The organism is Alkalicella caledoniensis (assembly GCF_014467015.1).
Classification (GTDB): Bacteria; Bacillota; Proteinivoracia; order Proteinivoracales; family Proteinivoracaceae; genus Alkalicella; species Alkalicella caledoniensis.
Genome location: NZ_CP058559.1, coordinates 924430 through 937807 on the forward strand (window position 1 = coordinate 924430; position 13378 = coordinate 937807).

Consider the following 13378-nt stretch of genomic DNA (forward strand, 5'->3'; position numbering starts at 1 on the left):
TTATCTATTTAAATCAACGTTACACATAATACTTTCCTGAGCTGAATATATATTGAAGGGATATCAATGATAAACAAGCTTTACTATGGAGATAATTTAAACATACTTAAAGTAATACCCACAGGTAGTATAGATCTAGTATATTTAGATCCACCATTTAATAGCAAGAAAGATTATAATCTGTTATTTAAGAACGAATCTGGCTTAAAGTCAGAGGCCCAAATTAGAGCATTTAGCGATACATGGAAATGGGACATAAATGCTGAACGTACCTGGAGCCATATTGTTTCTTGCATGAAACCTTCAACTATTAGCTTATTGAGTTCACTGCGTCAGTTCATGGGTGAAAATAGTGTTATGGCTTATCTTGTTATGATGGCACCAAGACTAGATGAAATGCATCGGATATTGAAGGATACTGGTTCAATATTTCTACATTGTGATCCTACATCAAGTCACTATCTCAAACTACTAATGGATTCGATCTTTCTACCAGAAAATTTTAGAAACGAGATCGTTTGGTGCTACAGACAAGGTGGTAGAAGTACTAGGCATTTTCCTAGAAAACATGATATTATACTATTTTACTCTAAGACAGATAATTGGACATTTAACCCTGACTCAGTTAGAATACCATACCATGGAACGGGGGGCTATCAAACCAGTGGAAATGGAGTTACCAACCCTAACGGAAGAAATTATCAACCTAATCCTGATGGGAAAATTCCGGAAGATTGGTGGGATATTCCTGCTATACCTCCAATGTCCAAAGAAAGAATTGGATATCCTACACAGAAACCTTTGGATTTGCTAGAAAGAATTATTAGTTCATGTTCCAATGAGGGTGATGTAATATTGGATCCCTTTTGTGGTTGTGGAACAACTATCGTAGCAGCTGAAAAACTAAAGAGAAAGTGGATTGGTATTGACATTACAAATTTGGCTATTACACTTGTGCTTACAAGACTTGAGCAGTTCTTTGGACCACGATTGTCTCTTTATTCAATCGAAGGTACACCTGTTGATATAGATGGTGCTAAAACACTTGCCAGTCAAGACAGATACCAGTTTCAATGGTGGGCCCTAGGTCTAATTGGAGCAAGACCACTGGAAAACAATAAAAAGGGGCCAGATGGTGGTGTTGATGGATTTATTTTCTTCAATTACGAATTACAATCATCTCGTGTGGGGAAAGTTGTAGTTCAAGTTAAAAGCGGGAAAGTTAGCGTTACTACCATTCGCGAACTTTCAACAGTGCGTAGAAACCAAGATGCTGATATTGCCGTACTATTAACCCTAGAGCCACCTACGCAGGGCATGAAAAGAGAAGCTGCATGTGAAGGATTCTTTACTTGCCTATACGACGGAAGGTTATATCCAAGAGTTCAGATCTTAACTATTGAAGAAACACTGAACGGTTCTAAAGTCGATTACCCGGTTGTTCGCCCGTAAACTAAAATAAACTCTGCGTTACCTACGCAGAGTTTATTTTTGTCAAATTCACTATACAACTTAGGATAATAATTTCTGTTCAACTCTTACAACCTCATACTCATACCCTTTATAACAAAAGATTTGATCGATATCGTGCCCCAAAAGCGTTAATTCTATATCTTTCATGAGTTGATGATTGAATTGGTTTTCCTCTAAATAAATTTCAAATGTCTCTTGAGACTCTAGATCTTTAAGAACAACTCTATCGCCATACCATATCTTCTTTTTATCCATCAAGTCTGTATTTATAAACTTATTTACAGTTATTTCTTTCCCACTCAGCCTAGCATTTACACCTTTTTTATCCAGTTTAGCTACGCCTTGAGTCAATTGTTTTTTTAGTTTTTCTCTTTCTCTTTCTACGTGCAACTTAATGATAGCATCTATTTTATTAACTTCTTCTTTTGAATTACGCCACCAATCTCTGCTCCAAATCCTAGTAATATTCCATCCTCTAGATTCAAGGTACCTTTGTCTGTGTATGTCTCGTTCCCTTGCAGACTTAGAACTGTGGTACGTTGCACCGTCACACTCAATACCAAAGATATACTTAGAAGCTACCTCATCATATATTGCCAAGTCTATTTTATATCCTGAAACTCCCACTTGAGTATGAACATCATAGCCTTTAGCTATTAAAGCATTCCGTACCTCCATCTCCAAATCACTATCATAGTGCACTCCTTTATTAAATTCGATTTTTGTATCTATTAAGCTAAATAATATTTCTTTAGCCTTTTGAGTGCTTCCTTCTGATACCTCTCTTGCGTATTGCAAGTACTTCTTAAATAGTTTTGGTCCTAAGTTTTTTGTTGAATCAACGTTTAGTTCTTCTGGTTCTATAGAAGTCACAATCAGAACTTTATGTTTTGCCCTACTTATGGCAACATTTAGTCTGTTCTCTCCACCATCTTGTGATAATGAACCGAAATTTACTGAGACACGTCCTTGCTCATTACGAGCATATCCCACTGAGAAAATAATAATATCCCTTTCATCCCCTTGAACATTCTCAATGTTTTTAACAAAAAAGCTAACATCCTCATTCCCTTTTTTTCTATCTATTTCATGTGCATATCTTATTTTAAACTCTGGATCTGAACTTGCCCTCTTATCTAAAAGATCCTGTATTAAATCCTTTTGACTAATATTAAATGTAATCACACCTATTGTTTGATTATCAGCTCGTTCCTTTAGAATCTGGGATACAATTTCCACTACCTTTTCCGCTTCTTCAGTATTTTTTCTATCTAACCATTTTCCTTTTACTTTAATTCGTTGAATTGCAGGATCTGATGAATTAGAATTCTTAATATTGGGTGATACTTGCAATCTTCCATTATAAAATGCATAGTTAGAAAAATTAATCAATTCTTCAAACTGAGACCTATAGTGATAGTTCAGGTGGACTGAATCATAATTAACTTTTGCTAAGTCCAGTAGACTTTCTTCTTCTAGCGCCGCGGCATTTTCTAATGAGAATTCCTCTTCTTCAATGTCATCAAACTTAGCTTTAAATGTTGAGCTGGGCTTTAATTGTTTATCATCCCCTGCTATAACAACACGATTTCCCCTATAAATAGTAGGCAGTGAATTTTCAATAAAAATCTGAGAAGCCTCATCGAAAATTATTATATCAAACAAATCTTTAGTAAATGGGAGTATGTCAGATACAGTTTCTGGGCTTAAGAGCCAACATGGAAAACTACTGAATATCAATTTGTCAAATTCTGATATGTACTTTCTGATTGGCCATAACATGCGTTTTTTATTTGCTTGTCTTTTATACTCTCTAAACAAGGGTGATTTCAAGTACTTAAACTCTTTAGCATTCCACTCATTCAAGATCAGGCTGGGTGTTAACTCATTTTTTTCTGCCATCAGAGTGTTAATTTGAGCTTTTAAGTCATTAAATCGTGTGTAGTCTAATAAGGCTGTGTCGCCTAATGTCTTCTCTATTTCCAAAGTTTTCTCTAAGATCACAAAATCCATTATTAGATTAATTTCTCCTTTTAAATCGTCTACTGTACTTGCTCTGCTACCTGCATCCTCTAGTAATTGATTTTCTAATTCATTATTAACACTAATTTTGTGAGCTAACAATTTAAATTCCTGATATTTGTCTATTGCATTTTCTATCTTTTGGAGCTTATCGACAATATACTTCCCATCAAGCAGCTGATTTACCATGTCATAGTATGAACCTTCTATAATAACTGACTTTAGTGGTTCTAAAGCATTCATAATTCCATCGATTGTCATATTCCACTGTTTGAATTGGGCATATAATTTACGTCTACTATTTTCAAACTCCATTAAGTTTTCTTTTTCCTGTAGTTTGTTTTTTTTGTAGTTAAGCCAATATCTTATACTCCACCATTTACCATCATTAAGTTGAACCAATAAATCACAGTTTATATCTTTGTTTATGTTATCTACAAAAGTTTCAAGATCCTCTGAATTTAGGTTATAGTCTTTCTCCTTTAATTTCTCAATTAGCTTATTAAAAAGTCTTTTATCTTCAGGACACTGCATTTTTATTTGATCTCTATATTCTGTAAATATTTCAATATTCTCTGAGATTTCTTGTGACTTGATATAGTCATAGTTAGATTTTATAACTTTTAGCATCAAATTTTCTGAGAGCATTTTTTTGTATTCAATATAATTCTCGAGAGTTGCATTATCTGTTATATTATCTATTGCTTCTTTTAATTGTTTATAGTTATAATTCCTATATTTATTTCTTGTCCTAAATTTCTTGAAGCCTTCGTACCTATTATCCTCTTTACTATTTATACTTTCCGATTTTGAATACATTTGCTGAAGAGTTATCCCAAAATCTCTAGGTTGGTGTAATGTATTTCCTATTTTCTCTAAAGATTCTATACCCTGATCAATTTTTAACGCTTTGTCCTTAATGGTCTTGCTAATTGATGAATTTTCATTCGGATGGGAAATTTCATCAATTACCTTGCTGACCTTGTCGTAGAATGCTTTTTTATCTTTATTTGCATCATGTATTAATATGATTTTAGAGCTCAGATCCGATAGCCTGTTATAAATCACATCAAGTGCAGCTCTTTTTTGAGATACCATTAAGACTTTTTTACCTTTTGCTAAAGAATCTCCTATTATATTTGCTATTGTCTGAGATTTGCCAGTCCCTGGGGGACCATAGATTACCAGTTGCTCCGTTTTATTAACCTCATTAACAGCATTTTCCTGACTATAGTCCAGGGGGCTTAAGAAGTATACCTCTTCTTCTGATAAAGTTAACTTCTCTTCACGATCATTGTCCATTACATGTTTTTCAGTTTCGCTAGCATTGAGTAACAATTTCTCTAATAGCTTGTGGACTGTATCTCCCTGTTCTAAAATTTGGTAATCATTATAAATCGAGTTCGAGATGGGGAACTGGCCCAAAATCAAATGATTTTTTAATATAATTTCTCCTGTTTTGTAGTCAGGTATGTTCTTGTCCGTATAGTCGGCAAATCTCTCAATTTCTCTTTTTTCAGTATCTTGAATAACAATTTTTTGAGCATCCAAGTACCTTATGACTGACCCAACTATATCCTTATCGAATAATTCAAACGTAGTAAATTCAGTCTGGAATTCTTTAAGTTTATTCTCATTATATTTTGAATATCCGTAGATGAATACTTTGTTTATTAAAATGTCCTGTTCCATTATATTTTGTATATACCACTTATTGTTTTCTTTTAATATTCTAACAGGTATTAAAAAAATTGGTGCTCTTACTAAACTGTTATCTTGGAACTTTCCTTCTACAAAGGGGAACCCCACATATAGTTCATATCTACCTGTCTCTTTTTCTAAAGCATTTATTTCTCTATCTAGATAGGTTAAACTTGTAGAATAGTCAATTATTTTCTTAATGTCATTTTCAATTTTTTCCTTTTCTAAATTCAATTTTTCTGTGTAATCTTTTATTAATAATTTATTAGTGTGCTCCCTCTCTTCAACATCCTTTACATTTTCTAGCTTTTTAACCTCATAATCCTTCTCTACCCTAATTCTTTCCTCTAATTTATTTATTCTATCAATTCTTTCTTTATAAGGATCGTCTAAAACCAACAATTTTCTCTTTTGCCTACTTATAAGAAATTCTAAAATTTTTTCAGTTAACTGGTTATTATTAGTCTGTAACTTTGCTAAGTCAAAAGCTCTTTTTTTATAAATCTTCTTCATAACAAGGCTTCTATTCCTACTGCTAAGGTTTATTAATCTTTCTTTATACTTTCTAAAAATATCCTTCATTATTACCTCCCCTTAGGTATCAGAAATTGTCTGCTAATATTATTTTCAGTCGTTTATTATATATTAGACAGTACTATGTCCAAAATGCTAAAAAAAACTATTTTATGTAAATCTTCTTTCATAAGAAATATTGTGCCTTATAAAAAAGAGCTACTTAAATCTAGTAGCTCTTGATGTCTCTATTCCATCAAATAATCCTGTCTCTCTTCCTCTGCTGCTATGAGTTCTTCTACGCTTACGTTTCCGCACATTTTCTCTGCTTGCCTCATTACTACCTTTAAGGCATTCTTCGCTTGTTCTGGTGGATAATCATACTTCTTTAGTAGTCGCTTTATTATCCTTCTCATTCCTGCTTGGGCGCTTTTCCTGTGGTTCCAGTCTATTGTTATGTTGTATCTTATGGCCATGGTTAGTTCCTGGGCTATTTTTTTTAGGGTTTCATCTTGTATTAATTCTTTTACTGCTTCGTCTGCCGTTAGGGCATCGTAAAATGCTATTTCATCTTCGTTTAAGCCCAATGCCTTTTCTTCTTCTTTGATCTTTTTAAATTCATGGGCCATTTTTATTAGTTCTTCTATTACTTCAGCATTAGTAATTGCTTGGTTGCGATATTTGTTCAGGGCCTTTTTGAGTTTTTCTGAGAATCTTTCAGACTTTACAAGGTTTCTTTTCTCCATTGCTTTAAGGTTACCTTCTAGCAACTTTTTAAGTAACTCTACCGCTAAATTCTTATGTTTCATTTCCCTAACTTCATCTAAGAATTCTTCTGATAATATGGACACATCTGGTCTTTTTAATCCCATGGCATCAAATACATCTATAACCTCTTCTGAGATAATTGATCGCTCTAACATTTGTGTTACCCTAGCTTCTATTTCTTTTTTGGATTTAGGCACAACACTTCTTTCACCAAGCTTAGTTAAACTTGCCTTCACTGATTTAAAATAGCTTACTTCCAGTGCCTTTGCCTTACCTGTATCTGTGGCTGCACATAGGGAATGGGCTTTAGCCAGCTCTATGGCAATCTTTTTAAAGTCCTTTTGTTCCCTCTCTGATTTTCCAAGGATAAAGTCCATCCCACCAGTTATGGCACGAATTCTTTCAACCTGTGAAGTGCCCATATATTTTGAGTAATCAAATCCGTGCATGATACCTTGAAGCACTTCAAGTTTTTCTAGCATAATGGATATTGCTACATTTGTATCTATACCTGTATTTTGCTTATCTGAATCTGTATATTGTTTAAGGGCGCTTTTAAGGCTTTCAAGGATTCCTAGATAGTCAACAACTACACCACCTGATTTATCTTTAAATACCCTGTTTACCCTGGCAATTGCCTGCATAAGGTTATGTCCTTTCATCGGCTTATCGATGTACATGGTATGCATGGATGGCACATCAAAACCAGTGAGCCACATATCCCTTACCAGAACTATTTTCAGTTCATCGTTGTTATCTTTCATCCTATTTGCTAGGGTATCTCTTCTTTGTTTACCGCCCACATGTTTTTGTAGTTTTTCGTTGTCAGCTGCACTTCCTGTCATAACAACTTTTATCTTGCCTTTGTTGACATCGTCATTATGCCAATCAGGTCTTAGCTTAACTATTTCATCATAAAGTTCCACACAAATTCTACGACTCATACATACAACCATGGCTTTACCATCAATGGTCTTAGATTTGTCTTCAAAGTGATTAACGATATCTTCTGCTAGCTTTTTGATTCTATTGGGGGAACCTACAACTGCTTCCAGCCTAGACCAAACAGATTTACTTTTTTCCTTTTCGTTTTCCTCTTGTCCTTCAATAACTTCTTCAAATTCTTCATCTATTTTTATTAGCTCATTTTCATCAGCTTCTAGCTTGATTATTCTATTTTCATAATATATCTTTACGGTTGCCTCATCTTCTACTGCTTGAGTCATATCGTAAATATCAATATATTCACCAAACACTGCAGGAGTTGATTTATCTTCCATTTCTATGGGTGTTCCAGTAAAACCAATGAACGATGCGTTAGGCAGTGCATCCCTTAAATACTTTGCATACCCATACTTTACTTCTCCTGTTTTCACATCGGTTTTAGCATCTAGTCCATACTGACTTCTGTGGGCTTCATCGGCAATTATAATTACATTTTTACGGTCTGTTAGCACAGGCATATCTCCATCTTCTGGTTTAAACTTTTGGATGGTGGTAAAGATAATACCCCCAGACTCCCTATCGTTTAATAGATCATAGAGTCCGTTAGTTTCTTTAGAGTTATCTTTTGCTTGCTGTTTTTTCTGTTCATCTGTTAGTTTACGGATATTTGCTTGTTTAGGGGTTTGTCTAAGTATGTCTTGGGATTTTGAGAAGGTGCTAAATAATTGGTCATCTAAATCATTTCTGTCAGTAATAACTACAATGGTAGGGTTGTTAAGTTTCTTTACTAGTCCAGCGGTATAAAATACCATGGAAAAACTTTTCCCTGATCCTTGGGTATGCCAGATTACACCAATCTTCCTATCGCCGTCTTCTTCGGTGGCTTCCTGGGTTTTATCAATGGCTTTTTTAACGGCAAAGTATTGGTGATATGCAGCCATTATTTTAATAATTGTCTTTTTATCACCTATTTTATTGCCATCTGCATCTCTTTCTTCATCCCTAGACTCTTGGAATAATATGAAGTTTTGGATAATATCTAGGATACGTTTTTTTGCTAACGCACCAGAAAACATAACTTCATATTGAGGCTTAGATAAAGGCTCTACATTTTCACCGTCAATACTTCTCCAATTCATATACCGCTCTTCATTGGAAGTAATTGTCCCTACCTTGGCATTGATACCATCAGATAATATACAAAAGCCATTGTAATTAAATAGGGCTGGGATATCCCTTTTATATGTTTGGATTTGATTATAGGCACTTTCAATACCAACATTTTCATCACTGGCTGATTTAAGCTCTATGACAACTAGGGGTATACCGTTAACAAAAATAATTAGATCGGGTCTTCTCTCTTCATTCTCAAATACAGTAAACTGGCTAACAACTACATAATCATTATTACTAGGGTTCTTATAATCAACAATATGAGCCCTTTTAGTTCTGATATTTCCCTTGTCCTTATAGGATACTTCCACACCTTCTGTTAGCAGTCTATGAAAGTATCTGTTGTTCTCCTCAAGCATTGGACTATTAAAGGTAATTATCTGCCTATATGCACTTTCAATGGCTTCAGGTGGTAACTCACGATTAATTTTGTACAATGCATCCCTTAGCCGTTGCTCAAGAATAACTTCCCGATAATCTTTCCTCTCAGGGTAATCCCCCCCAGGAGAAATATCAGGCCCAAACACATGTGTATAACCTAATTCCTGCAAGATTTCTATGGCAGCCTGCTCTAAGAAATCCTCAGTGAAATTTGCGAATAAACTCATACTCATAACCTCCTCGTACTTAGTTATGGAACAGTTCTAGTCTAAAGGCACGCGTATTTCTCCTGACATAAGTCTAGGAAGTAGTGTGTCTCTAACTTTAATCAACCTTTTACTTTCGATTTTCAAGTTTGTAATTTCCTCGTACAGAGGTTTTATCATCACATTTAATTTCTTATATAGCCTATCATTAGGTATTAAAACCTTTGAGTCAGAAAGATCTTTCCTTTTTATATGACCCATCGTTGTAGCTTTACTTTCAGCAATTCTTTTAAAATTTTCCAAATAATAATCCAGCCAAAGTATACAAAACCATTTATCATAGGTCTTAGGATTGACTTTAAACAAATGTTGATTTAATCCACATTTTCCGCCTGCCCAAATGTCTAGTAGCAAACTTCCTGACCAAGAAAAGATTAAGTCGCCATCATTTACTATATATTTTGCATCTATGCTTTCAGAGCATAGATCACTTGATTCATCTGTAAATCCTTGCCTTAACTCCTTAATTTTTAATACAGGATAGGAGTGTTCATTTTCTTTAGGTCTAAACTTTTGCATTGCTATACCATTTAGGTAATCTGCTATATCATCTAAAGCTTTAACTTCCCACCCCTTAGGAATCATCCCAAGTTCACTTTCAACCATTTCCCCACCACTGGATTTATATGGCTCTCCTTCTTCATTAGGGAAATCAAAATCCACAAACCACTGTTTAAAAATAGCCTGAGTCATTTCTTCTAGCTTTTTGTTAATTTGGTTGTTGACTTCTATTTTTTTATCTAGAGTTGAGAGGATATTACCAATTGCTTTTTGCTCTTCTACCTTTGGATATGCAATTGGGCATGATTTAAATGCTGAATGTTTTAAATCTTTCTGTACACTCCCTGAAGCCACGCTATTAGAATATTTGTAAACAAAATCTGATTTTAAAAAGTAGTACAGAAAATACTTGTCAAACTTATCATAATCTACTATTACCTTAAAACAGTTGTTGTGAACGCAACCTGAAATATCTGTGTAAACTAGGCCTACTTGGCCTGTCCTTGTATAAATAATATCATCTTTTGTTGCTACATATTGCTCTTTAATATCCTTTACAAACTCGCTAAACTCCCTTTTAGGTAAGTCAGTAATTTTAAGTAGCGGCATATATCCTGGTTTAAGGTTATCTGTTCTTAAATCTTTAGAAATCTGAAGTCCTTGCCTTAGTTCAGCTATATTCCCAATACTGGTAACTGTCCAATCCTCTGGTACAACACCAAATAAATTGTCTCTAGAACTCATACCCAATCCCCCCTAGATTCTTCCTTATATCTTCCTCTAGGCGACGGGATCTTGTAAATAACTCACCTAACTCACTGGTCAGATTCTCCATCTTTTCTTCAAATGAAACTCCATCATCTTCGATATCTTCAATTCCCACATATCTTCCAGGGGTTAGTACATATTCATGTTCCTGTACTTCTTTTAGTTTAGCTGATTTACAGAATCCTTTTAAATCTTCGTATTCTCCACCAGTATTTCGCCAGTTGTGGTAGGTTTCAGCTATCTTTTTTACATCTTCTTCTTTTAATTCCCTGTGTCTTCTGTCAATCATTTCCCCTAAGTTTCTTGCATCGATGAAAAGGATTTCTTTCTCTCTGCTACGGAACTTAGTATTATCTTTTTTGTTTCTGTTAAGTATCCATAGGCAAACCGGTATTCCTGTAGAGTAGAATAGTTTATCCGGCAGTGCAACAATAGCATCTACTAAATCATTTTCTATTAGATTTTTCCTTATTACACCTTCGTTGGATGTATTTGAGCTTAATGATCCATTTGCAAGTACTATTCCTGCCACACCGTTCGGTGCTAGGTGATACACCATGTGTTGTAGCCAAGCGTAGTTGGCATTGCCTGCTGGAGGAGTTCCGAATTTCCATCTTACATCTTCTGTTAGTTGCTCTCCACCCCAGTCGCTTATGTTAAATGGTGGGTTAGCTAAGATGTAGTCTGCTTTTAGTGTTTTGTGCATATCGTTATGGAAAGTATCGTCATGATGATCTCCTAGATTACCATCTAATCCCCTTATGGCTAAGTTCATTTTACATAACTTCCATGTAGTCGAATTCATTTCTTGACCATATATTGAAAGGTTTTCAATTTTACCTTGGTGTTCTTCAAGAAATTTCTCACTTTGAACAAACATACCACCACTTCCACAGCATGGGTCTATGTTCATGCAGATTTTGATACAAAAATAAAAAGCCCTTCCCTGGGCTTAACCCCGGAAAAGGCTTGAAATCAAAGCGTTTAGAGAATCCCTCGGACTTGTGAAACGCATTAGATTGCTAACGTATTTAGTTTTTCGCTTGGCACGCTACTGAATAAATCTAACTTGAATACCCTTACATTCATTAAGTCAAAATAATTAAAAAGTATAGGTAAAATTAAAAGGTTCAGTATCGATATGTTTCCTCTAACACCATGGCTCGAGAGGACAGCATTGATGTCAGAAGTTGATTTTTCACCCCGACGTTTGGGGGAATAGATCGACCGGTTTTTTGCTAGTTTTTTGAGAAAGCGTCGTATAGGGGAACAGATCGATTACAAGGTAATACACTACATTGTAATCGACCTGTTCTTTCAACCAATAATAATCTTTCAACTGGTTTTAGTTTCGCTGATTAGATGAATTTCAGAGCTTCCTACCTGATGAAGCTCGACGATTTGATTTTTTACTCATCGGTATACCGAAATCCACTTTTCTTAGACACATTTAACACTAACCTTTCTATTAATATTGTAAGATGTTAAACTTCTTCTGTCTACTTTTCTATACTAGCGCCATTTTTAGTGAAAAAATCAAATAAACTAATTAGTGATGCAGCAAAAATTGAGCCCATTATCATTTGAACTATTTGATTCACTTCAAAAAGTAGTGAAACAAAAACCAAAATTAATAATATAAACAAACTAATATATACTGTACCCGTCTTAAATAAATTTATGATATAACGTGCAATAATTAATGTAATTGCAAAAATGAACAGATCAAAATACTCTAATCCATCCATTTAGATTACCGTCCCTTCCATCAAGATGATTTGCTATCCTATTCGCTACTCCGCCAACTCCTCCACTTACTATAGTTCTCAGCCATGATGATACTAGTGCGTTTCCTACTTTAATTCCTGATGCACCCACTGCTTTAACAATTCCTGCGGCTAAAGCATTTCTCAACGACATAGAGCCCAGAACTACTTTCAGTCCGCCAGTAGCAACAGCACCTCCAGCTGCTGCTAAAAAAGCGTAAGTTGCAGCTGTAATCGTGCCCGCTACACTCCATGTGGGTATACTAAACCCACCTTCCAAGTACATCATTTCTTCCTGATCAATCTCCACATAATTTTTAGGTAATACCATTTCCATTGTTCGTTCCTCCTTGTTTTTATTATATCAAAGCCGGTGTCTTTTGAGTAGATTCTTTTCCCACACCCTTTCTTCCCCTGATTAAAACACGTGACTCTAACACCTAGCTTCTAAAATTCAACATCCCCAGAATCCACTGTAAATAGGTCTCTTCCTTGTAAACAATTCTTGCCTCCACCGGCATGGCTCGAAGCAGTTCCACTACTTCTCCACTATTGCTTTCCAGTTGGCTTTTTTCAAGCTCCACCCGGAGGCGATAAAGGACACTGACCCCTTCTGACGATTCATTTTGTATCGTTCCCGGTTCGATGAAGGTCACTTTACCGGGAAGTGTGCCAAACCGATACGTATTCAGCCCTGATATTGCAACCTTTACCGGTTTTCCCACCTCAACCCGGCTTCGATCCTGGGCATTGACATAGGCGTCAATGTATAAGCTTTCTTCTTTGTTTGCAACCTCCCCGATGATTTGCCCTTGCTGAACCGCCATACCAATGGCCGTTGGGGAAAAATAATGCAGTTTCCCTTTATTGTTGGCTCTGACGTAATGAATGGCATCCTGGTCTACTGCTGCAGCAAAGTTCGCTTCCAGCTCCACAAGTTGGCACGATAGGCTCATCTTGATGTCCTGAGTGTTTTTTTTGCATTTATCCGTACGTGGAAACTTTTCTATCCCATTTTTGTACATTTGCTCGTTTGCGGGAACATATCCATAGAAATTCTGAAGATTTCTACGTGTGCGGAAACAAGTCAACATTTAAGAT

General features: G+C 35.4%; 7 protein-coding genes. 1 reads left to right on the top strand and 6 read right to left on the bottom strand.

Going from position 1 to position 13378, the window contains the following annotated elements; genetic code table 11:
• Nucleotides 1-66: 66 nt before the first annotated feature.
• On the top strand, nt 67-1452 hold the full coding sequence (locus tag HYG86_RS04575; RefSeq protein WP_213167759.1) for a DNA methyltransferase: 1386 nt from the start codon (nt 67-69) through the stop codon (nt 1450-1452).
• 60 nt (nt 1453-1512) lie between these two features.
• On the opposite strand, the gene HYG86_RS04580 is transcribed toward HYG86_RS04575, so the two are convergent.
• The 6 genes from HYG86_RS04580 to HYG86_RS04605 form a co-directional block, all read right to left on the bottom strand.
• A complete protein-coding gene (locus HYG86_RS04580) occupies nt 1513-5778 on the bottom strand; it encodes an AAA domain-containing protein (protein WP_213167760.1) in 4266 nt (1421 codons plus the stop codon).
• A gap of 179 nt (nt 5779-5957) precedes the next feature.
• Nucleotides 5958-9203, bottom strand: a complete 3246-nt coding sequence (locus HYG86_RS04585) for a type I restriction endonuclease subunit R (RefSeq protein ID WP_213167761.1) — start codon at nt 9201-9203, stop codon at nt 5958-5960.
• A 36-nt stretch (nt 9204-9239) separates the two neighbouring features.
• Nucleotides 9240-10487, bottom strand: coding sequence for a restriction endonuclease subunit S (locus HYG86_RS04590; protein ID WP_213167762.1), 1248 nt, complete (start codon nt 10485-10487; stop codon nt 9240-9242).
• On the bottom strand, nt 10477-11424 hold the full coding sequence (locus HYG86_RS04595; protein WP_213167763.1) for an N-6 DNA methylase: 948 nt from the start codon (nt 11422-11424) through the stop codon (nt 10477-10479). The genes HYG86_RS04590 and HYG86_RS04595 overlap by 11 nt, the downstream gene beginning before the upstream one ends.
• An 812-nt stretch (nt 11425-12236) precedes the next feature.
• Nucleotides 12237-12614, bottom strand: coding sequence for a hypothetical protein (locus tag HYG86_RS04600; RefSeq protein ID WP_213167764.1), 378 nt, complete (start codon nt 12612-12614; stop codon nt 12237-12239).
• Nucleotides 12615-12717: 103 nt separating this feature from the next.
• Nucleotides 12718-13302, bottom strand: coding sequence for a beta-barrel domain-containing protein (locus tag HYG86_RS04605; protein ID WP_213167765.1), 585 nt, complete (start codon nt 13300-13302; stop codon nt 12718-12720).
• Between the last annotated feature and the right edge of the window lie 76 nt (nt 13303-13378).